This is a genomic window from Oerskovia enterophila (assembly GCF_001692445.1).
Lineage (GTDB): Bacteria > Actinomycetota > Actinomycetes > Actinomycetales > Cellulomonadaceae > Oerskovia > Oerskovia enterophila.
Map to the genome: position 1 here is coordinate 1 of NZ_MAQA01000033.1, position 22,919 is coordinate 22,919.

Here is a 22,919-nt window from a genome sequence, read left to right on the forward strand (position 1 = left end):
GGATGTGTATAAGGGACAGGGTCGGGGCCCCGTGCGTGCCGGGGGCCTCGAGCAGGGTGGGTGGCGTGGTGGTCACGGGGTCACCTCCTGCACGGTCCCGCGGCCCGACGACGTCGCGCCGGGTCCGGTGGTCGAGGTCACCGCGGTGGTCGGGGCCTCGGGAGCCGCGTCCGCACGGGAGGCCACGAGGTGGGTCCCGAGCAGGGCCGTGCAGATGAACAGGTAGAGACCGATCGTGAAGGTGATCGACTGTCGTTCCAGGTTGGGCCGGGCGGGAGCGGGGTCGCCGCGTCCTGCGCGCGGGTGCGGCACGCGACCGCTGAACGTGGTGGGGCGTGCGGTGCTGAGGTGGGTCGTCGTCGACATGCTGGTCCTTCCCGGCGCCGTGCTCTCGACGGTGCCGACCGGACGCCGGGCCCGACGGCGCGCCGGAGCGCGGGGTCGAGGAGCGGCGGGGGAAACGGTGCACGGAGCGCACTGGCGACCGCCCCGGAGGGCCCGCCGGAAGGGCTGACGAAGGTCAGCGGGCAGGACGAAGGGGTGCGAACGCGCAGTGCGGGGATCTATGACTGCTGCCGTCCTGCATCGCTCTCACCTCCTTCTCATCTGCTTCTGGTTCCGTGCACGTACTGAGGTACCGAGCTTTCGGCAGTCAGGACGGAGGGACGAGGTCACCCTAGACCTCGTCTCAGGTGGCGGCAAGCCACCACAGGGGAAACCGTCGAGGATACGCACGGGTAACAGCACAGGATGCCTGGCTTTACGTCGGGTTGTTAACATTCCTGAGAGTCGTCCGGCCATCGTTGCCCCGGACGGGAGGGTCTGACATGCCAGCCAGCCAGCAAGACTTCCTGACCTCAGAGCAGGGACGCACGTCCCGCGCGGCCACCGAGCACCGGCCGGAGCGGCTGTCCTCGCGCAGGGCGGAGATCGATCTCGCGTTGGCCGCCGTCGCGGACGGCCGCGGCGCCTTCGTGTGGTCGGGCGAGCCCGGCATGGGAGCGAGCACCACGCTCGAGCTCGTCCACGAGGCGCTCCACGAGGCGCCGGGTCCCCACCCGCCCCTCGTGCTGCGGGTCGCGCAGAGCGTCGGTCCGCAGCGTTCGGGGGGAGCGGTGCGGTCGATCGTCTCCCAGCTGGCCCAGGCGACGGGGCACGACGTCCCCGACCGCCTGGTGCGCCCGCTCGACGTCGCGGACCCCGAGTACGGGTATCTCCCGGAGGTCGGTGCCGTCGCGCTCGCCGAGTACCTCGAGGAAGCGGTCCCGGACCGGACCGTCGTGCTGCTCGCCGACGACCTCCACCTCGTCGACGAGATCAGCCGGGCGGTGATCGTGGGGCTCGTCGCCCAGCGGCGTGCCTCGCTCGTGCTGCTCGCGACGTCGGTCCCGGGCGGGTTCGAGCGCCCGCTGCCGTACCCCGTCGAGGTGCGTGAGCTCGCGCCGCTCGGGCCGGCCGAGGCCCTGCACCTCCTCCTCGTCGAGGAGCGGCTCTCCGTGGCCCCGCACGTCGCCGCGAGGCTGTCGCGACACCTCGCGGGGAACGCCGCCGCGATCTCGCAGACCGCTCGGACGCTCTCGGCCGAGCAGCTCGCGGGGACCGCGATCCTGCCGGACCCGTTGCCGCCGGTCCCCGCGGTGCGCAGACTGCTCGGCGACCGGCTCGCCGAGCTCGCGCCCGAGGAGCTGCGGGCGCTGCTGGTCGCGGCCGTCGCGGTCGTCGAGCGCACCGACATCCTCCTCGCCGCCTCGGGCCTGAGCATCGAGGAGGTCCTGGACGGCCCCCTCTCGGGGCACCTGTCGCTGGTCTCGGGGAGGTTCGCGTTCACGGACCCCCGCGTCCGGTCGCTCGTGCACGGCGAGGCCCGGCTCGCGGACAAGACCGCCGCGCACCTGCGCCTGGCCACGGTCCACACCGCGGTCGACGAGCAGGACATCGCGACCTGGCACACGGCGCTCGCGACCCTCGCGGGGGACGCCGCGCTGGTCCCCGGCCTGGTGTCCCTCGCGCAGCGGCTGCTCGACCGGGGTGACGTCGTCTGGGCGCACGAGGTGGCGCGCGAGGCCGCCAGCCAGGCCACGGGGCACGAGCGCGGGGAGGCGTACGTCCTCGCGGGCACCGCGGCGCTCCAGTCCGGGCACGTGCACGACGCCGCGGACTGGCTGCGACGGGCCGCCCGCTGCGACGGGACCGTGAGCGCGGCCCGGATCCTCGGCCCGCTGGTCGTCGCGCTCACGCACGTCCAGGGGCAGGTGCCCGACGACGTGATCGCGCCCTACCTCGCACTCGCCGACACCGACGACGCGTGCACGTGCTGCGTCGACCGGGACGGGAACCCGCGCGAGGCCGCAGGGAGCTGTGAGATCGGGGACGTCGTGCGGGGGCTGACGAGCGCCGCGACGCTGCACGCCGAGCGTGGCGACGGCGTCGCGGCCGCCCAGGCGTTCGACGCGGCCAAGCGCCTGGCCCGGCGCTGCACGCAGGGCGTCGGGGGACTGGACATCACCCGGGCCTGGCTCGCGAACTACGGGGTCGGGGAGCGCGGCGAGGGGCCGTGCGCTCCGGGCTCGGGCCTCACCGCCGAGCAGGAGGCCTACTCCCAGGTCAGCCGCGCCTTCTCGCTCGCCGACGAGGACGCGCTCGACGTCGCGGGCCAGGCGCTCGCGAGCGCGGTCGCGAACCTCGCCCCGGTGCACTCCGGGGGCCGATGGTTCGACACCCCGTCCGGGGCCGTGACTCCGTACGTCGAGGCGCACCTGCGTCTGGCTCAGGTCCTGGTCCACTTCTGGTCGGGGAACATCACCAAGGCGCGCCGCGAGCTCGAGGAGGCGGCCTTCCGGCTCCCGGTCGGTCTGCCGTTCGCGGGGACCGGGGTCGCGGTCGCACGGCGCCTCGACATGGCTGTCCACGGGAGCGTCGGGACGCTCGCGACGGCGCTCGAGGAGACGTGCTCGTGCCCGACGTCGCGCCCCGTCCGGCTCGGCCTCCTGGTCGACCGGGCCATCGGGGCGTCGTTCGCGCGGCACCACACCCAGGCGGCGACCCTGCTCGAGCTCGCTGCGGAGACCGACCGACGCGACTGCGCGCACATGCTGCACCTGCCGGGCATGGACGACGTCGAGGCGTGGGTGCTCGCGGGACGGCCCGACGCGGCCGAGCGCGCCCTGGCCCGGCGCAGGGTCGAGGCCAAGGACCTCTCCCCGGCGAACCGGGTCGCGACGCTCGCCCGCGCGGAGATCGCCCTGGCGCGCTCGGAGGACGCGGTCGTGCTGCGCGACGCGGTCGCGTCGGCGGGTCGCGGGATCGCGTCACCGTTCGAGCACGGTCGCACCGAGCTGTGCCTGGGGCGCGCCCTCACCCGGTGGGGGGACCTGCCTGCCGCGCACGAGCACCTGCTCTCGGCGGTCGAGCTCCTCACGCAGTCGGGCGCCCGGGCGTGGGCGCGGCAGGCGCAGGAGGAGCTGGGCCGGGTCCTCGCGCTCCTCGACGACGGGCTCGCGACGCCCGACGCCCGGGTCGCCGCGGCCCCGCCCGGCGGTCCCGGCGCCCCCGGGGGAGCCGGGACGGGGACGGGAGCGACGTCGTCGGGCCTGGGGAGGCCACGGCTCGCCGCACGCGAGAGCGACGTGTCCGACGACGCGCTCGACGAGCTGCGCGGGCGATGGTCCGACGAGCTGACCGAGCGGGAGCTCGACGTCGCGCTCCTCGTCGTGCAGGGCGGCTCCAACCGTGAGGCGGCGGACCAGCTCTATCTCTCCGTCCGGACGGTCGAGGTGCACCTGGGACGCGTCTTCCGCAAGCTCGGGGTGCGCTCACGGGTCGAGCTCGCGGTGCTCGCGCACCGCGTCGGACGCTGAGGGTACGTACGTCCGCGGGCAGTACGTACGGGGGAACACCTACGCGACCTCGTGTATGTACGCGAGGTGAACAATGTGGGAAACGCTGATTCCCGAGGGCGTGCGCGCTCCCTAGGGTCGGGGTGTTCCTGGGCAACGACGTCCGGGGTCACCGGGCACAGAGCCCCCACCCAGTGAGGCAGACACATGCGACTGAGATCCCCACGAGGCCGCGCGAGGAAGGTGGCCGCGGGACTGACCGCGACGGCCATGCTCGCCGCGTCCCTGGTCGCCGGCACCGTCGCCGCGACCGCCGCCCCCCTCCCCGCAGCCACCACGACCGCCACCTCGGGCGACAGCGCGATCAACGGCTACCGCAACGTCGCGTACTTCACCCAGTGGGGTGTGTACGGGCGTGACTTCAAGATGAAGGAGCTCCAGGACTCCGGCGCCGCCGCCGACCTGACGCACCTCAACTACGCGTTCGGCAACATCCACCACCAGACCCTCACGTGCTTCGAGGCCAACAAGGCCCAGGGGACCGGCCCCAACGGGTCCGACGGCGCGGGCGACGCGTGGGCCGACTACGGCATGGGCTACACCGCGGCCAACTCGGTCGCAGGCGTGGCCGACGCCTGGGACCAGCCGCTCGCCGGCTCGTTCAACCAGATCAAGCAGCTCAAGGCCAAGAACCCGCAGCTCAAGGCCATGCTCTCGATCGGCGGCTGGACCTGGTCCAAGAACTTCTCCAAGGCCGCCGCGACCGACGCGAGCCGCAAGAAGCTCGTGTCCTCGTGCATCGACCTGTACCTCAAGGGCAACCTGCCCGTCGTCGACGGTCGCGGCGGCCCCGGTGCGGCAGCAGGCGTGTTCGACGGCTTCGACATCGACTGGGAGTGGCCCGGCTCGCTCAACGGTGAGGTCGGCAACATCGTCGACGTCGCGGGCGACAAGGCGAACTTCAAGGCGCTCCTCAAGGAGTTCCGCACCCAGCTCGACGCCTACGGCGCCACGACGGGCAAGCACTACCAGCTCAGCGCGTTCCTCCCGGCCAACCCCGACGACATCGCGTCCGGCGGGTGGAACGACCCGGAGAACTACCAGTACCTCGACTTCGGGAACATCCAGGGCTACGACCTGCACGGCGCCTGGAACAAGACCCTCACGGGCCACCAGGGCAACCTGTACGACGACCCGACGGACACTCGCCCCGCGAACAAGCGGTACAGCGTCGACAAGGCCGTCAAGGCGTACCTCGACAACGGCGTGCCGGCCAAGCAGCTCACGGTGGGCCTCGCGATGTACGGGCGTGGCTGGAAGGGCGCGACGTCGTCGGCGCCCTGGGGCGTCGCGACCGACGCAGGGCCCGGCACGTGGGAGGCCGGCAACGAGGACTACGACAAGCTGAAGAACCTCGGTACGGGGTACTTCGACCCGGTGTCCGTGGCCTCCTGGCGCTACGACGGCAACCAGTGGTGGAGCTTCGACGACCCGAGGTCCGTCGGTGTGAAGGGCGACTACATCGCCACCAAGAAGCTCGGCGGGGCCATGTGGTGGGACCTCACGGGCAACCAGGACGGCTCGCTGCTCAAGGGGCTCGCGACGAAGTTCCGTGCAGCCCCGGCAGGACCGGTCACGGGCGGCTCGACCGGTGGTGACCCGACGGGCACCGACCCGACGGGCACCGACCCGACGGGCACCGACCCGACGGGCACCGACCCGACGGGCACCGACCCGACGGGCACCGACCCGACCGGGACCGACCCGACCGGCGGGACGGGGACGGCGTGCGCGCCGGCCTGGTCCGCGAGCAGCCCTTACAACGGAGGCGCGACGGTCTCTCACAGCGGCAAGAACTACAAGGCCAAGTGGTGGACCCTGAACGAGACCCCCGGCACGGCCGGAAGCCCCTGGGAGCTCGTCGCCGCATGCGGCACGACCGACCCGACGGGTGGCACGACCGGCGGGACGACAGGTAGCACCGGCGGCACGACGGGCACGGGGACGTGCACCGCCCCGGCCTGGTCCGCCTCCGCGACCTACTCCGGCGGCGCGACCGTCTCTCACGCGGGCCAGAAGTACACGGCCAAGTGGTGGACGCAGAACAACGTCCCCGGAGCCGAGCAGTACGGCCCGTGGCAGGCGCTCGGCGCCTGCTGAAGCCGAGCCGGGGGCGGGCAACCCCGCCCCGCCCCCGGCTCACCCTCTACCCCCGCCGAGGACCGACGCCGGACGAGGCTCCGTCATCGGTGGGCACCACGGAGCGGTCCCTCCGCTGCCGGGCCCGGGGACCGTCGCGCAAGGAGAGCTCCTCGCGCTCGACCGGCTCCGGGCTCGGCCCTCCGCCTCCCGCAGGGCGAAGCTCTGCGGCCCTCTGCGCTTCATGCACACCGTGTGTCGCGCTCCGCACAACGAAGGCAGATTCATGCACGTGAAACTCACCGGGCACCGCGCTCGGGTCGGCGCGGCCCTCGCGACGACCGCAGCGTTGCTCGCGACGATGGTCGTCACGGCCACCGCCACGTCCTCGGTGGCAGCCACCGCCTGCGCGCCGGCGTGGTCCTCGACAGCCACCTACACCGGGTCCGCGACCGCGTCGTACGGCGGCGTGAACTACCGCGCGAAGTGGTGGACGCAGGGCAACGTCCCGGGCACCGAGACGACGAGCCCCTGGGAGTCCCAGGGCGCGTGCGGCACGCCGGACCCGACCGGCACGCCGGACCCGACGGGCACCCCCGACCCGACCGGTACGCCGGACCCGACGGGCACCCCCGACCCGACCGGCACGCCGGACCCCACGGGGACGACCACACCCCCCGTGACCCCGGCGACGGGCCACGAGGCGTGCCGTCCCGACGGCATGTACAAGACCCCTGGCGTCGACGTGCCCTACTGCGACGTCTACGACGCCGACGGCCGGGAGAAGCTCCCCAACGGGCTCGACCGCCGCGTGATCGGCTACTTCTCGAGCTGGCGCACGGGCACCAACGGGCAGCCGCGCTACCTCGCGAGCGACATCCCCTGGAACAAGCTCTCGCACATCAACTACGCGTTCGCCCACGTGGGTGCGGACAACAAGATCTCGGTCAACGCTCAGGCAGCAGGCAACCCGGCGACGGGCATGACATGGCCGGGCGTCGCCGGTGCGGAGATGGACCCGAGCCTGTCGTACCAGGGGCACTTCAACCTGCTCGCCAAGTACAAGAAGGCGAACCCGGGCGTCAAGGTGATCCCCGCCGTCGGCGGCTGGGCCGAGACGGGTGGCTACTTCGACGCCGACGGCAAGCGCGTCGCATCCGGTGGTTTTTACACCATGACCGAGTCCCAGGCGAAGATCGACACGTTCGCGGACTCGACGGTCGCGTTCATCCGTCAGTACGGGTTCGACGGCATCGACATCGACTACGAGTACCCCACGTCCAACAAGGGCGCCGGCAACCCGGACGACTTCGCGTTCTCGGACGCCAAGCGCGGCCAGCACTTCCAGGGCTACGTGAACCTGCTCAAGACGCTCCGCGAGAAGCTCGACAAGGCGGGGGCCGAGGACGGCGAGTACTACATGCTGACGACCGCGACGCCGTCGTCGGGATGGCTGCTGCGCGGCATGGAGGCCTACCAGGTCGTCCAGTACCTCGACTACGTCAACCTCATGTCCTACGACCTGCACGGTGCGTGGAACGAGCACGTCGGCGGCAACTCGCCGCTGTTCGACGACGGCAAGGACCCCGAGCTCACGGCCGCGGGCGTCTACACGGCGTACCAGGGCATGGGCTACCTCAACGGTGACTGGGCCGCGCACTACTTCCGCGGCGCGATGCCCGCGGGCCGGGTCAACCTCGGCGTCGGCTTCTACACCCGTGGCTTCCAGGGCGTCCAGGGCGGCGTCGACGGCATGGGTGGCAAGGCGGTCCCGCCGGCAGGGTTCTCGTGCCCGGCGGGCACCAACGGCAAGTGCGGCTACGGGGCCGAGGGCGTCGACAACCTCTGGTTCGACTCCGACCCCATGGGCAACGCGGTCCCGGCCGGCGTGAACCCGATCTGGCACGCGCTCAACCTCCAGAAGGGCATCGCGGGCGACTACGCGGCCTCCTACAAGGTCCCGACGGCGGTCACGGGCTCGTACGTGCACCACTTCGACCCGGTGACCAAGAACGAGTGGTGGTGGAACGCGAGCAAGAAGGTCTTCCTCTCGGGTGACACGACGCAGGCCATCGGCGCGAAGGCCGACTACGTCGCGGACACCGGCCTCGGCGGCATCATGATCTGGGAGCTCGCGGGCGACTACGGCTACAACTCGGCCAAGGGACAGTACGAGATCGGCCAGACCATGGTCGACCTCATGCACTCGAAGCTGAGCGCCACCACCGCCTACGGGGCCACCAAGGCCAACGCCGACCGCGTCATGCCGAAGCAGGCGATCGACATGAGCATCGACTACACGCAGTTCGCGCTCGGGGACAGCAACTACCCGATCAACCCGAAGGTCGTCTTCACCAACAGGTCGAAGACCGACATCCCGGCGGGGGCGACCATCTCGTTCCAGTACGGGACGACCGACACGGGCGAGATGAGCGACTGGTCCGGCATGAAGACCGCGACCGTCACGAAGGGGCACACGGGGCCGAACGTCGGCGGGCTCAAGGGCGACTTCCACACCGCGCAGTTCACGGTGCCCCTCGGCGGGATCCCCGCGGGCGGCAGCATCACGAACCAGCTGAAGTGGACCATGCCGATCGCGCAGTTCTCCAACGTGATCGTCACGATCGGCGGCGTGTCGTACTCGACGACGTACGACTACCCGCGGGGCGTCACGGTCGTCGAGCCCACCGGCGGCACCACGGGTGGTTCGACCGGCGGCACCACCGGTGGTACGACGGGTGGCTCGACCGGCGGGACGGGGACGTGCCTCGCGCCCGCCTGGTCCGCGACCGAGACGTACACGGGCGGCAAGGTGGTCAGCCACTCCGGGCGCACGTGGACGGCGAAGTACTGGACCCAGGGCGAGGCTCCGGGCTCCCAGCAGTGGGGTGCCTGGTCCGACAGCGGCGCGTGCTGACCCCCTGAGCACGTCGTCGACCCCGCGGCCGGTCGGGCAGGGACTCTGACCAGCCCGTCCGACCGCGGGGTCGACAACCGGGGTACGGGTTTCCCCGTACCCCGCCGGCAAGGATGTGGGATTCCCTCATCTCCGTCCCGGCCCGGCATCAGTAGCGTGAAATCGTCCGAGGCCCCGGCGCGACTCTCCCCAGTGGGTCGCGCCGGGGCCGACCTACATGAGTGAGGCAGTACCCCCGTGCACAAGCTCCAGCCGATTCTTCTTCCGGCCGCACCCGAGGTCGCCGTCGCGGCGGCTGTCCAGCCCGCCCGACGACGTCGCACCGGCCGTGCGCGCCTCGTCCCGATCGCGGGGGTCGTCCTGGGGGTAGGGCTCCTCGCGTCGGCCTGCACCGGTGGCTCGTCCGACAAGGCGACCGCGGACACGGACCCCTCGGGTTCTGGTCCTGCTGCCGCCGAGAACCACGACGAGCACGAGGGCCAGCACACGAACACCGTGGACGTGGGCCCGCTCGCGCTCTTCGCCGCCGACTACTGGTCGGTCGTGCAGCCCTCGGAGGGCTTGACCCAGGTGCGTGCTGGGGGCTGCCCCGAGGGTGAGGCGTGCCCGAGCTTCGACGTCCTCAGCGGCGACGCGGTCGGTGAGGTCGACACGACGCAGGCCTACGTCCCCGAGGGGGCGTTCTGCCCGGGCCCCGGCAAGCTCGAGGTGGGTGCGTCGAAGGAGACCAGCACGCTCGACGTCGAGATCGACGGCGCCAAGGGCACGCTGACGCGCTTCGACCTCAGCTGCGTCGACGCGGCCGGCGCCGAGCAGATGACGGTCGAGCAGCTGCAGTGGTTCATCCCGGAGTCGCCCAACGGCCCCACGCTGATCGCCGACCGGTGGGCCTTCGAGGGCCTCGAGTCGCGCCTCTACGCGGGCACCTGGGCGAGCGCGTCGGCCTAACCGAGGCCAGTCCTGGTCGTTGCACGCAAGAAGGCCCCCGGTGGTGATCACCGGGGGCCTTCGTGCTCTGCGGGGTTCGTCAGGCGTTGCCCTTGCGACCGCGACGGGCGACGAGCACGAGGCCGCCACCGACGAGCAGGAGGGCTGCGCCGATGCCGACGAACTTGCCGACCGTGGCACCGGTCTCCGCCAGGCCACCCTGGGACTCCGAGACGTTGGCCACGGTCGTGACCTTCCCGTCGACGGTCGTCCCCGGGGGAGGCGTCGTCTTGCCCGGCGGGTTCGTGTTGCAGTTCGGGCTGGACGGCGGGTAGGCCACGGAGACCGTGGTCTCAGGGTTGACCTGGAACAGGACGTCGACCGTGGGGCGGACCCAGCCGAAGCTGCCGCCCTCGACCCATTCGCCGTCCTCGAACACCCAGCCCGGCCATCCGGTGGGTTCGCCGGCGGAGTTCACGGTAGCCCCGGGCCACAGGACACGCCCGGAGAGGGGCAGCCCGGCCTGGACGACGTTCTCGCCCGTCGGGTTGAGCCACGTGATGGTGACGGTCTCGTTCGGCGTGCCCGTCACGTCGACGTCGTACACGAGATAAGGCACGTCGCCGTCGCACACGGGCTGGAGAACCGTGAGCTCGATCGTCGGGGGTGGCGTCGTCTCGACGTAGTCGCCGGTGGTCGGGGTCGCGTCGGGGGTCTCGACGGAAGCGTTCGCCGCGGGGCCGACGAGAGCCGTCGCACCCACGAGCCCTGCGACGACGAGTCCTCGCGCCCAGAGTGTGGTCCTTGATGTGCTCATGGCGTCATCACCAGTCTTGTTCGTGGCGGTCGATGAAAGGGAAGGTCAAAGCTCTGGTGCACGTTGGTACCGGCAATGGACCCTGACTTGTCAGGGTATCCACTATCGGGCGGCAGATGGACGGGTGTCCGGGTGAAAATCAATCCTCGCGGAATTGTTGCTTCGCCGTGACATCGCCGCCGGTCACCCGCAGACCGGCACCTCGATCGTGGCGAGACCTCCTTGGCGGATGGTCGGGGTCGACCAGAGGTCGATCTGTCGGGTGCCCGACGAGCTGCTCGTGCCACCTGTCCCGTCGCTCGTGACCGTGAACGTGACGCTCGTGCTCTGTCCCGGAGAGAGCTCGCGCGGCAGCGTCGCGACGGCGCGGCCGTGACTCTCCACGACCTTGCTGCCGGTCAGTGTCCCGTCGGCGACCGTGTTCACGATGCGCCCCCCGCGCGGTGGGTAGAGGAACAGATCGGTCCGGATGTTTCCCGGAGGTGTGCCGGAGATCCCCCCGCCGGTCACGTACCAGGGCAGGTCGGTCGCGGCGTCTGCCGGGGCGTCGGACGTGAGGTCCACGCGGAAGGTGTCCGTACGTCCGGAAGCGGAGCACTCGCTGGCCACGTGCTGGACGGTCGAGTCGAGGTAGTAGTCCATCTTTCCTGCGGTCGCGTCGTTGAAGAAGATGCCGATGCTGTCCGCTGCACGATCGGACGACGAGATGTCACCGGAGATCACGGTGTCGCTGAGAAGGTCCTGTTCGTCCTCGTGGCTCGACCAGACGAGGACGCGGTGCTCGCTGGCCGCACGGCGGACCGCGTCGAGCAGGCTCCCGGCGTCCGTGCCGCCGGACAGGGCCGTCGAGAGGACCGACGACGCGACGGCCGCGAAGAACGCGTCCGTCTCGTCGCCGGGCTCGAGCTCTGCGTAGGCGTCCGAGAGGAGGGTCGAGACGGCGTTGCCCGCGTCGATGGTGGTCCCCGCGACGTCGACCGGACCGGTCGCCTCGAGCAGGTAGGACAGGGCGACGGGGTCGAGCGTGAGGATGCCGTCGACCGCCTGCCCCTGCGAGGCCTCCCACATCGCTGCGGCCAGCGGCGCTGCTGTCGGGAAGTCGGGGGTGAAGACGGTGTCCTGGACGTAGACAGCCATGTTCGGGCCGAAGAGCTCCTCGTCGGCCGGAGCCAGCGGACGGATGCCCCCGGGGAACGGGCCCACGGCGCTGGTCGAGGCCTGCCCGCCGAGCGTGATGGTCCCGTTCTCGGTGCCGATCAGGGCGAACGCGCCCGGGATGCCGCCCGGCGAGCGGAGCTCGGCGCTGTTGAGGGCCATGACGAGGTAGGTCCGCGGCCCCTCGGCGCCGAGCATCGCGGGCAGGAGGGTCGTGGTGCGGTGCGCGGTCGTGACGAGACCGTCGAGCGTGCCGACCTTGTCCTGGAGGTCGACCACGGGCCCGGCGAGCTCGTCGTGCAGGTCGGCGACGTCGAGCGCGTCGACGCGGTCCACGACCGTGGACATGGTGCCCGCCGCGGACTCGATCCGCGGAGCGGCCGCGGTCAGCGGCGCGAGGTCGACCGTGCCGTCGTTCACCTGGACGCCGCCCTCGGACACCGTGGCCGCGGCGGCCGCGAGCGGCGGGAGCACGTCCTGGGTGATCTCGTCGAGCGCCCAGGCGGCGGTCGAGAAGGCGCGGACGTCCGCGCCGAAGAACGGTGCGCGCTCTGCGAGCCACCACAGCGGACCGTCCGTGCTGCTGCGGGCGTCCGCGGTGAGGGGCTGGACCTCGGCGAGGGCGGCCTCTGCTGCGGCACCGTCCCCCGAACGCAGTGCCTCCTCGACCGCCGGGACCTTCTCGATCGCCTCGGTGAGCGAGGAGCGAGCCGCGAGCGCGTCGCGCGCCAGGAGGCCGGCGCACACGAGGAACGCGACGAGCAGGAGGAACAGGGCGAGGATCACCCACCCGGCCGTGCGCCCCTTGCGCTTCGTCGGACGGTGGGTGGGCTGCGGCGTCGGGACGGCGGCGTCGGGGGCGCTCATGCCCCCAGGGTAGAGGCATGATCGTGGCAGGCACGTGGCAGGCACGTGGCAGGCACGTGGCAGGCACGTGGCAGGCACGTGGCAGGCGCGGGACACGTGCCGGTCGTGGTGCAAGGAGTCGCTCCGCCGCGACACAGGGAGGGTGATGATGCCGGCGATCCCACCTGGAGCCCCTGTGACGCCCCCGCCCCGCGACGACGCCTGGTTCGAGGCGCTGTTCACCGCGCACACGACGGCGGTGTACCGATACTTCCGTCGCCGCCTGCCCGCCCAGGGAGGCGGGGCCGGACCGGACGCCGAGGACCTGACGGCCGAGGTCTTCGCGACCGCGTGGCGTCGCCGGGCCGACCTCCCCGAGGACGCCGAGCTCCCGTGGCTCTACCGCACGGCCGGGTTCGTCCTCGCGAACCACCGGCGCAAGATGCGCCCGGTCCTCGTGGCCGACGTCCCCGAGGAGCCCGACGACGTCGACCCGATGTCGCTCGCTCTCGGTGACGACCACGTCCGTCGGGTGCTCGGCGTGCTCTCGCCCCGTGACCGGCGCATCCTGCTCCTCAACGCCTGGGACGGCGTCTCCGGGGACGAGCTCGCCGAGGTCCTCGGGGTGAGTCGGGGCGGCGCCGACGCGGCGCTGTCGCGGGCCAGGTCGCGCCTGCGTGAGGCCTGGGCCGCGCAGGCCCGGGCAGGCGACACGGGCGAGGTGCCGGTCGCGCAGGTCCGCGCCCGGACGGCGATGCCGACGCTTCGCCCGGTGCAAGACCCGGAGCGCTGACGACACAGACGGGGTAGAGGATCCGGGCCCCCGGATCGACGAGCTGGAGGCTCCCGATGAGCACCGACGACCGCACCCCTGGACCGACCCCCGAGCCCCGCGACGAGGCGTACGAGCGCGTGCGTGGCGCCGACCCGGCCGCGACGGCGACCCCTGACCTGGGGGCCATCGCGGCCAAGGACGAGACGGTCCGCGCGCACCTGTCCGGCACGTTCGGCGCCTCGGGTGCGAGCGAGGCCGCGGCCCGGGCGGGGGGCGCCGGGACGGACCTGCCGTCGTCGGGCAGCGGCGCGCTGCACGCGGGGGGCACGACGGCGGACGCCGACCTGCCCGACGAGCTGGCTGTGCACCGCGCGCGGCGGCGGCGCCGCTTCCCGCTCACGGCCGCTGCCGCGGTCGCCGGGGTGCTCGCCTTCGGTGTGGGCGGGTACGCCCTGGGGAGCGCGGGTTCGGGTACCTCGGACTCCACGGCCTCGACCGCGGACGCACCCATCACCCTGCAGGCGCCCGCGACCGAGCAGGGTGCGGCGTCGAGCATGGCGGCCGACAGCAAGATGAGCGGTCTCGGGTTCGGTGGGTTCGGTGGCCGCACGGTCTTCACCGCGTCGGGGCTCGGGACGGACGGCGGCTCGGCCCCCGCGTGGGCCCTCGACGCGGCCGGCGTGTTCTCGGCCGAGTCCGCGGCCAGGGTCGCCGCTGCGCTGGGTGTCACGGGCGAGCCGCGCCAGGAGTACGGGGCGTGGGTCGTCGGGGCGAACGACGGCACCGGGCCCGGGGTCACGCTCCAGCCCGACGGTCAGGCGAGCGTGTCGTTCAACGACCCGACCAAGGACCCCTGGGGCTGCGTGCTCGTGGACCCGGCCGTGGGGTCGGGCTCGCCGAGCACCGAGGAGATGCAGGTCGATCCCCAGGCCGGCTGCGGCCAGGCGGACCTGGGCAAGGCGCCCGCGGCCGACGCGGCGATCGGGGCCGCGAGGGACGTCCTCACCTCGCTCGGGGTCGACCCGGCGGGCTACGAGCTCACGACCGACTCGTTCGACGAGGAGGGCAGGGCCGTGTCGGTGACCGCGGCGCAGGTCGTCGAGGGGCAGCGCACGGGGCTCGCGTGGAACCTCACGTACTCGGGGGCCGGGCTCTCGTCCCTCTACGGGTCGCTCGCTCCCACGGTCTCGATCGGCGACTACACGGTCGTCAGCCCGACCGCGGCGGTCGAGCGCCTGGGCGACCCGCGGTTCGCGGGCTCCGGGATGATCGCGTACGCCCAGGGCGGGCAGATCGGCGTCATGAGGGAGGACTCGGCCGTGGCGCCCGTCGAGCCGGCCGAGCCGACGGTGCCCCCGACGGCCGGCGAGGGGGCTGCGATCTCCTGGCCCGTGAGCGACGTGACGATCACCGAGGCCCGCCTGGGCTGGGCCGTGCACTACCAGAACGACGGCGGCGCGGTGCTGGTCCCGTCGTACGAGCTGAGCGACGCCGAGGGCAACGCGTGGTCGGTCGTCGCGGTGACGGACGACGAGCTGGACTTCGCGCCGGTGGGCTGACCGCCGGGGGTGACGGCCCTGACCGCCGGGGGTGACGCACCCGGGTGCCGGGGGTGACGCGAGAGCGTTGCTCCCGGCACCTTTCTTTTGCCGCCATTTCCAAGACTCCACGGCAGAACCCACCGGCTTTTGATTGACCATCGACAAAAGGGGGGTTAGGGTCAGGCCACGGCCTCGGCCCGGACAGCAGGAGCACGTCGCGCAGCAGCGAGAGTGCGCCCACCGCCGGGCTCGCAGGCCCGTCGGGGGCGACGAGGCCCTCGGCTCGCCACATCGACCCCGGTCCCCGGGGTCGACGGGACCAGGAGCGACGATGCACCTTTCAGCCCACCAGTCGACGTGGAACCACGGCCGCACCGGCATCTGGTTCGTCGGGGCCCGCGGGTCGGTCGCCACGACCGCGACCCTCGGCCTGGCAGCGATCGCCTCGGGGCTCTCCGCCCCCACCGGCTGCGTCACCGCGCAGGCCCCGCTCGACGACGTCGCCCTGCCGGCCTTCGCGGACCTCGTGGTGGGTGGCCACGACATCAGCGACACGCCCCTCGGCAAGAAGGCCGAGCAGCTCGTCGAGGCCGGCATGATCCCCTACCGCCTCCTCGAGGCGGTGCGTCCCCAGCTCGACGCGGTCGACGCGGACATCCGCCCCGGCTACGACGCGGCCCACCGCTCGGGCTCCCAGGCCGCTGCGGCCGAGGCGCTCGCAGCCGACATCGTCGACTTCCGCGAGCGCCACGGCCTGGCCCGCGTCGTGGTCGTCGACCTCGCCTCGACCGAGCCGCTCCCGGCCCCGGCCCCCGAGCTCGAGGACCTGGACCTGCTGCGCGCGGCCCTGGAGGACCCCGAGCGCGAGGTCCTGCCCGCGAGCTCGGTCAACGCGTACGCGGCGCTCCTCGCGGGAGCCCCCTACGCGGGCTTCACGCCCTCGGCGAGCATGAACCTGCCCGCGCTGCACGCGCTCGCGGCCGAGCGTGGCGTGCCGTTCGCGGGTCAGGACGGCAAGACCGGGCAGACGTGGCTGCGCTCGGTCCTGGCACCGGCCATCACGGCCCGCGGCCTGCGGGTCCTGTCCTGGGCAGGCTCGAACCTGCTGGGCGGTGGCGACGGCGCGACGCTCGCGGACCCGCACGCTGTCCAGAGCAAGCTCGTGTCGAAGAACCGGGGCCTGCAGGACCTGACGGGCAGCACGGTCACCCCGCTGCACATCGACAACGTCCCGGACCTCGGCGACATCAAGGTCGCGTGGGACCACATCCACATCGAGGGCTTCCTGGGCTCGCGCCTGACGCTCCAGACGACGTGGAGCGCGTACGACTCGATGCTCGCGGCGCCCCTCGTCCTGGACCTGGCGCGTCTCCTGGCGCTCGCCGACGCTGCGGGCCTGTCCGGTCCCGTGCCGGAGATGGGCTTCTTCTTCAAGGACCCGTGGGGCTCGGACGTGCACTCGTTCGCCGAGCAGTCCCGCGTGCTGGGCGTGTGGGCGCACCGGACGAGCGCGCAGGCGGACGCAGTTCAGGCAGGGGTCGACGAGCCGTGACGCTGCGCGACTACCTCGACCTGGTCCGTGCTCCTGCGGTCCTGTCCGTGGTGGGGGACACCCTGGCCGGGGCGGCCGCGGGTGGGCGGCTGGGCTCGGCACGCACGGTGCGTGCCGGGGACGTGCGGGCGTGGCGGCTCGCGCTGCTGCCGCTGTCCTCGGCCTGCCTGTACGCGGGCGGCATGGCGCTCAACGACTACGCGGACCGCGAGCTCGACGCGGTCGAGCGCCCCGAGCGCCCGCTGCCCTCGGGGCGCGTCTCGCCGGCCCAGGCGCTCGGCGTCGCGACGGGCCTCACGGCCGCGGGCCTGACGCTCGCGGCGGCCGGGGGAGGACGACGGTCGTTCGTCCTCGCGCTCCCGCTGGCGGCGAGCGTGTGGACGTACGACCTGGTGGCGAAGAACCACGCGTCCGGTCCGGTCGTCATGGCTGCCTGCCGCGGCCTCGACGTCCTCATGGGGGCGGGCGCCGGGAGGGTCCGCGCCGCGCTCCCGGCCGCGGCCGCGCTCACGGTGCACACCGCGGGCGTGACGGTCCTCTCGCGCGGCGAGGTCCACGGCACGACGCCGCCCGTCGCGGCCGCCGTGGCCGCGGGGACGGTCGGGGTCGCGGGCGCCGTGGCGGTCGGCGCGCTGCGGTCGCTGCGCTCCGGCCCGACGGCGGACCTCGCCTCGGCCGCAGCCCTCGCCCCGGTGGGTGGCTCGGCACGCCCGACGGCGGAGCCCGCCCTCGGGCGGTCCGGTGCGGGGCGGCGCGCACGCGCCGTCGTCCCGGCGCTCGCCGCGCTCGCGTCGGCCGGGGTCTACGCGGCCTCGTGCCTGCCGCAGCAGGCGCAGGCGGTCGGCGCGCCCGACGCCGCGAACGCGTTCGCGGCGACCAAGGCGGGCATCCGCTCGATGGTGCCGCTCCAGGCGGCGCTCGCCGCGCGGGGCGGGAGCCTGGGCTCGGTCGCGGTCCTCGCCGCGGTCGAGGTCGTGGGTCGCGCGCTGCGCGCCAGGAGCCGGCGCAGCACGAGCCCGAACCCGGGGCTGAGCGAGTCATGAGCCCCTCGACCAGCCCCTCGACCAGCCGCTCCACCAGCCCCGGCGCACCACCGTTCACCCTCGGGTACGGCACCAACGGCTTCACCGACCACCCGCTCGACGTCACGCTCGACGTGCTCGCGCACGAGGGCTACGGTGCCGTGGCGCTGACGCTCGGGCACCCGCACCTGGACCCGTTCGCGGACGACGCAGACGTGCAGGTCGCGCGGCTGCGCGAGCGTCTCGACGACCTGGGCATGCGCGTGGTCGTCGAGACGGGCACGCGCTTCCTGCTCGACCCGTTCCGCAAGCACCACCCGACGTTCCTCGATCCCGACGAGGACCTCGCGGACGTCCGGGTCCGCTTCCTGTGCCGTGCGGTCGAGGTCGCGGCGGGCCTGCGCGCCGAGTGCGTGTCGTTCTTCTCGGGGGTCCTGCCCGCAGGAACGACGGCGGAGGCAGGCTGGGAGCGCCTGCTCGCCCGGGTGCCGCGCGTCGTGGCCCACGCCCGCGAGCACGGGGTCCGGATCGCGCTCGAGCCCGAGCCCGGGATGCTCGTCGAGACCGTGGGGGACGCCCTGCGGCTGCGCGAGGACGTCGGGTCGCCCGCCGAGCTGGGCGTCACGGTGGACCTGGGGCACTGCGTGGTCGTCGAGCCCGACGGCGTGCGCGGCGCGCTGCTCGCCGCGGCGCCGCACCTGCTCAACGTGCAGGTCGACGACATGCGGCACACCGCGCACGAGCACCTGCCGTTCGGGGACGGAGAGCTCGACCTGTCGCTCGCCCTCGGCACGCTCGGCGAGATCGGCTACACGGGCGTCGCAGCCGTCGAGCTGCCCCGCCACTCGTACGACGCCCCCGGGCTCGCGCACCGCAGCATGACCGCGATGACCGAGGCCTGGGCCGCGTGGAGCGCGACCGACCAGACCTCTCCGACGACCACCGCATCCGCACCCCAGGAGGCACTCCGATGACCACCCCCGACCTGACCGCCGCACCGGGCGCCACAGCGACGGCGGGCCCGCCCGCAGCCGGTCACCCCGACGCCCTCGTGGGCCTGCTCACCGACGAGCAGGCCGCCTGGCTGGCCACGGCCTGCGGCGAGATCGCCGCGGACCCGGGCTCCGCCGTCGGGCACCTGGCACGGGCCGGGCGGGCCGTGGGACGCACGTCCCTCGACCCCGACCTGGACCCCGCCGGGGTCCTGCACGGGACGCTCGACGACGCCGCGCGCGCCCGCCTGGTCGTGGCGCTCGCGGACGCCCTGCCCGCCGACGGCGAGTCGCTCGCGGCACGCCTGACCGAGACCTACCAGCGCGGGGACACACCCGAGCGGCGCGGCGTGCTGCGCGGGCTCGACGCCCTCACGCTGGCCGGGCAGCCCGACGGCGCCCTGGCGCCCGCCGTGGTCTGCGCCGGGACGGCGCTCGCGGCCGACGCCCTGCGCGCCAACGACCAGAGCCTCGTGGCCGCCGCGGTCGGGCCGTTCGCGGCCGCGCACCTCGACGACCACGCCTGGCGCCACGCGGTCCTCAAGCTCGTCTTCATGGGCGTGAGCCTCGACGCGGTCGCCGCGCTCGACGAGCGCGCGGACGACGAGCTCGCGCGCATGGCCCGCGACTTCGCAGCCGAGCGTCGGGCCGCGGGGCGCGTCGTGCCCGACGACGTCGCCCGCATCGCACCCGAGGCGCCCGACAGGACCGGCGCCCCCACCCTGCCCACCGTGCCCACGACTTCTCACGCGAACCACAGCAAGGACGCCTGATGCGCATCTTCGACCCCCACATCCACATGACCTCGCGCACGACCGACGACTACGAGGTCATGTACGCCGCGGGCGTGCGCGCCGTCGTCGAGCCCGCGTTCTGGCTCGGCCAGCCCCGCACGACCGTCGGGTCGTTCGTCGACTACTTCGACGCGCTGCTCGGCTGGGAGCGGTTCCGGGCCACGCAGTTCGGGATCCGCCACCACGCGACGATCGCCCTCAACCCCAAGGAGGCGAACGACCCGCGCTGCACCGAGGTGCTCGACGAGATCCCGCGCTACCTCGACAAGGACGGCGTGGTCGCGGTCGGCGAGGTCGGCTACGACTCCATGACCCCCGCCGAGGACGAGGCGTTCACGCGTCAGCTCGCCATGGCGATCGACGCGGCCCTCCCCGTCATGGTCCATACCCCGCACCGCGACAAGCTCGTCGGGACCCACCGCACGCTCGACGTGGTGCGCGAGTCGGGGATCGCCCCCGGGATGGTCGTGGTCGACCACCTCAACGAGACCAACGTCGCGCTCGTCAAGGACGCCGGGGCATGGATGGGCTTCTCGGTCTACCCCGACACCAAGATGGACGAGCACCGCATGGTCTCGATCCTGCTCGAGCACGGCACCGATCGGGTCCTGGTGAACTCGGCCGCCGACTGGGGGCGCTCCGACCCCCTCAAGACGCTCAAGACCGGGCGCGCCATGCTCGCGGCCGGGTTCACCGACGACGAGGTCGACAAGGTCCTGTGGCGCAACCCCGTCGAGTTCTACGGCCAGTCCGGCAACCTGCTGCTCGACCCCGTGCCCGGGTTCGTCGAGGGCGAGGCGCCCGCGGCGAGCGCGAGCTTCGAGGGCAGCTCGGTGCTGCGCGGGGCACGGGTCTGATGCTGCTGTCCTACTGCACCAACGTCCACCCCGCCGAGGACCTCGACGGGGTGGTCGAGCAGCTCGCCCGGTACGCCGGGCCCGTGCGCGAGGCCGCAGGGCTCGACGTGCTCGGGGTCGGGCTGTGGCTGCCCGCCTCGCTCGCGCACCGGCTCTCGGCCTCGCCGCGCGCGGCCGACGACATGGCCCGGCTGCGGGCCGCGCTCGACGAGCACGGGCTGCAGGTGCACACGCTCAACGCGTTCCCCTACGGCGGGTTCCACGACGACGTCGTCAAGCTCGCGGTCTACTCGCCCACGTGGGCCGACGCCGAGCGGCTCGCCTACACGCTCGAGTGCGCCGAGGTCCTCGCGGCCCTCCTGCCCGACGGCGTGGACGGGTCCATCTCGACGCTCCCGCTCGCGTGGCGCGAGCCGGGCGGGGAGCCCTGGTCGCCCGCGCAGGACGCGATCGCGACCCGGGCGTTCGAGGAGCTCTCGGACGGGCTGCGCGACCTCGCGGCCCGCACGGGCAAGGTCGTGCGCGTCGCGGTCGAGCCCGAGCCCGGCTGCGTGCTCGACACGGTCGAGGACGTCGTGACCTGGCTCGAGGCACGTACCGGCGGGGCGGGCGAGGCCGAGGCGGAGCGCCCGGGGCGTGTCGGGGGCATCGACCCCGCGTTCGTCGGGGTCTGCCTCGACACGTGCCACCTCGCGGTCTCGTTCGCCGACCCGGCCGCGGCCGTCGCGCGGATCACGGGGGCCGGGCTGCGCGTGGTCAAGGTGCAGGCCTCGGCCGCGCTCCACGTGGCCGAGCCGTCGGCACCCGAGGCGCGTGCCGCCGTCGGGCAGTTCGTCGAGAAGCGCTACATCCACCAGGTGCGCGAGCTCGCCCCGAGCGGCGACGTCCTGCCCGTCGACGACCTGCCCGACGCGCTGGGCGACGGTGACGCGCTGCCCGGGCTGCCGGGGGACGGCCCCTGGCGCGTGCACTTCCACGTGCCCCTGCACCACGAGCCCGCCGCACCCCTGACCGCGACGACCGACGTGCTGCGCGAGGCCGTCGAGGCCGTGCGCGCAGCGCCCCACGGCGACGAGGCGCACCTCGACGTCGAGACCTACACGTGGGCCGTGCTGCCGCCCGACTCGCCGGCGTTCGGTTCTGCCGGGTCGGTCGAGCCGCTCGTGGGCGGTATCGCCGCCGAGCTGCGCTGGGCCACCGACCATCTGCTCACCCCCGGTGCTGCCCCCGGCCCCGTGGAGACCGTGACCATCCCCGCACCCTCAGGAGTCCCCGCATGAAGCCCGTGCTGCTGCTCGACGTCGTCGGGCTCACCGAGAAGGCCCTCGCCCACATGCCCCGCCTGCGCCAGATGGCCGCGGGCGGCTGGCAGACCCAGCTCGCGACCGTGCTGCCCGCGGTCACGTGCAGCGTGCAGGCGACCATGATGACGGGCCTCGCGCCCGCCCAGCACGGGGCCGTGGGCAACGGCTGGTACTTCCGCGAGCTCGGCGAGGTGTTCCTGTGGCGCCAGCACAACAAGCTCGTCGAGGGCGAGAAGATCTGGGAGGCCGCGCGCCGCTCGAACCCCGACCACCGGACCGCGAACGTCTGCTGGTGGTACGCCATGGGCGCCACGACCGACGTGACCGTGACCCCTCGGCCGATCTACCACGCCGACGGGCGCAAGTCGCCCGACGCGTACATCCGCCCGCCCGCGCTGCACGACGAGCTCACGGGCCGCTTCGGCGAGTTCCCCCTGTTCACCTACTGGGGCCCGACCGCCGCGATCGCGTCCTCGGCCTGGATCGTCGACGCGACCCGCCACGTCCTGCGCACGCACTCGCCCGAGCTGACCATGGCCTACGTGCCGCACCTCGACTACGACCTGCAGCGGTTCGGCCCCGACTCTCCCGAGGCCGACGCCGCGGCCGCCGAGCTCGACACGGTCCTAGCCCCGCTGCTCGACGACGCGGCCAACAACGGGATCGCGGTCGTCGTGGTCTCCGAGTACGGCATCGCCGAGGCGAACCGGCCCGTGCACCTCAACCGCATCCTGCGCCGCGAGGGCCTGCTCGAGGTCTACGTCCAGGACGGCAAGGAGCAGCTCGACCCGTGGACATCCAAGGCGTTCGCGGTCGCCGACCACCAGGTCGCGCACGTCTACGTCGACGACCCCTCGCGCCTCGCGCGCGTCGCCGACCTGCTGCGGGCCGTGCCCGGCGTCGACGAGGTCCTCGACCGCGAGGCGCAGGCCCGCTACGGGCTCGACCATGCGCGCTCGGGCGATCTCGTGGTCGTCGCCGAGCCGGGCGCCTGGTTCACCTACTACTTCTGGCTCGACGACGCCCGCGCGCCCGAGTACGCACGCGGCGTCGACATCCACCGCAAGCCGGGCTACGACCCGGCCGAGCTGTTCTTCGACCCCGCCGACCCCCTGGCCAAGGCCAAGGCGGGGCTCAACCTCGTCAAGAAGAAGGTCGGGCTGCGCTACGCCATGAGCACCGTGCCGCTCGACGCGTCCTACGTGCGTGGCACGCACGGTCGGCTGCCCGACTCGGCGGCCGACACCCCGCTCATCCTGTGCTCGGAGGCCGAGATCCCGGCGTCGGTCGCGGCGCTGGTCGAGCGCGGGGGACAGGTGCCCGCCGCGGCGATCAAGGGGCTCGTGCTCGAGATGCAGAACCTGGGCGTCAAGGTGTAGGGGCCCGTCGCCCCCTGGTGGGCACAGAGCTGTCAGGACGAGCGTGAACATGGGGCCACGCTCGTC

16 protein-coding genes are annotated in these 22,919 nt (G+C 73.2%); 13 read left to right on the plus strand and 3 right to left on the minus strand.

What is annotated here, in order from left to right:
- Positions 1–72 precede the first annotated feature (72 nt).
- Complete coding sequence (locus tag OERS_RS13415; protein ID WP_068626153.1) at positions 73–366, minus strand: hypothetical protein; 294 nt, start codon at positions 364–366, stop codon at positions 73–75.
- Between the two features lie 461 nt (positions 367–827).
- Between OERS_RS13415 and OERS_RS13420 the strand changes: the two genes are divergently transcribed.
- From OERS_RS13420 to OERS_RS13435, 4 genes are all read left to right on the plus strand, one after another.
- Positions 828–3,857: a helix-turn-helix transcriptional regulator gene (locus OERS_RS13420; RefSeq protein WP_139107839.1), complete on the plus strand. Its 3,030-nt coding sequence runs from the start codon at positions 828–830 to the stop codon at positions 3,855–3,857.
- A gap of 186 nt (positions 3,858–4,043) precedes the next feature.
- Complete coding sequence (locus OERS_RS22265) at positions 4,044–5,996, plus strand: glycosyl hydrolase family 18 protein (protein WP_068626156.1); 1,953 nt, start codon at positions 4,044–4,046, stop codon at positions 5,994–5,996.
- Between the two features lie 265 nt (positions 5,997–6,261).
- Complete coding sequence (locus OERS_RS13430) at positions 6,262–8,892, plus strand: glycosyl hydrolase family 18 protein (RefSeq protein WP_211268484.1); 2,631 nt, start codon at positions 6,262–6,264, stop codon at positions 8,890–8,892.
- Positions 8,893–9,129: 237 nt separating this feature from the next.
- Positions 9,130–9,840 (plus strand): hypothetical protein, encoded by a 711-nt coding sequence (locus OERS_RS13435; RefSeq protein ID WP_068626158.1) that lies wholly within the window; start codon positions 9,130–9,132, stop codon positions 9,838–9,840.
- A 79-nt stretch (positions 9,841–9,919) separates the two neighbouring features.
- On the opposite strand, the gene OERS_RS13440 is transcribed toward OERS_RS13435, so the two are convergent.
- Both OERS_RS13440 and OERS_RS13445 read right to left on the minus strand, forming a co-directional pair.
- A complete protein-coding gene (locus OERS_RS13440) occupies positions 9,920–10,636 on the minus strand; it encodes a hypothetical protein (protein WP_068626160.1) in 717 nt (238 codons plus the stop codon).
- 183 nt (positions 10,637–10,819) lie between these two features.
- Positions 10,820–12,658: a DUF4012 domain-containing protein gene (locus OERS_RS13445; RefSeq protein ID WP_068626162.1), complete on the minus strand. Its 1,839-nt coding sequence runs from the start codon at positions 12,656–12,658 to the stop codon at positions 10,820–10,822.
- A 175-nt stretch (positions 12,659–12,833) separates the two neighbouring features.
- Here OERS_RS13445 and OERS_RS13450 point away from each other — a divergent pair, with 175 nt between their 5' ends.
- The 9 genes from OERS_RS13450 (at position 12,834) to OERS_RS13490 (ending at position 22,853) form a co-directional block, all read left to right on the plus strand.
- A complete protein-coding gene (locus OERS_RS13450; RefSeq protein WP_322788300.1) occupies positions 12,834–13,430 on the plus strand; it encodes an RNA polymerase sigma factor in 597 nt (198 codons plus the stop codon).
- A gap of 56 nt (positions 13,431–13,486) precedes the next feature.
- A complete protein-coding gene (locus OERS_RS21565) occupies positions 13,487–14,971 on the plus strand; it encodes a hypothetical protein (RefSeq protein ID WP_068626164.1) in 1,485 nt (494 codons plus the stop codon).
- Positions 14,972–15,284: 313 nt separating this feature from the next.
- Entirely contained in the window at positions 15,285–16,505 is a 1,221-nt protein-coding gene (locus OERS_RS13460; protein WP_082849239.1) for an inositol-3-phosphate synthase, read from the plus strand.
- Entirely contained in the window at positions 16,502–17,548 is a 1,047-nt protein-coding gene (locus OERS_RS13465; protein WP_068626166.1) for an SCO3242 family prenyltransferase, read from the plus strand. Before OERS_RS13460 ends, OERS_RS13465 begins: the two co-directional genes overlap by 4 nt.
- Positions 17,545–18,501 (plus strand): sugar phosphate isomerase/epimerase family protein, encoded by a 957-nt coding sequence (locus tag OERS_RS13470; RefSeq protein WP_068626168.1) that lies wholly within the window; start codon positions 17,545–17,547, stop codon positions 18,499–18,501. The genes OERS_RS13465 and OERS_RS13470 overlap by 4 nt, the downstream gene beginning before the upstream one ends.
- The gene (locus tag OERS_RS13475) at positions 18,498–19,292 is read left to right on the plus strand and encodes an EboA domain-containing protein (RefSeq protein ID WP_068626169.1); all 795 of its coding nucleotides are present in this window, start codon (positions 18,498–18,500) and stop codon (positions 19,290–19,292) included. The genes OERS_RS13470 and OERS_RS13475 overlap by 4 nt, the downstream gene beginning before the upstream one ends.
- Positions 19,292–20,170, plus strand: a complete 879-nt coding sequence (locus tag OERS_RS13480; RefSeq protein ID WP_068626170.1) for a TatD family hydrolase — start codon at positions 19,292–19,294, stop codon at positions 20,168–20,170. Before OERS_RS13475 ends, OERS_RS13480 begins: the two co-directional genes overlap by 1 nt.
- Positions 20,170–21,450 (plus strand): metabolite traffic protein EboE, encoded by a 1,281-nt coding sequence (gene eboE, locus OERS_RS13485; protein ID WP_068626171.1) that lies wholly within the window; start codon positions 20,170–20,172, stop codon positions 21,448–21,450. Before OERS_RS13480 ends, eboE begins: the two co-directional genes overlap by 1 nt.
- A complete protein-coding gene (locus OERS_RS13490; protein ID WP_068626173.1) occupies positions 21,447–22,853 on the plus strand; it encodes an alkaline phosphatase family protein in 1,407 nt (468 codons plus the stop codon). Before eboE ends, OERS_RS13490 begins: the two co-directional genes overlap by 4 nt.
- Positions 22,854–22,919: the final 66 nt, after the last annotated feature.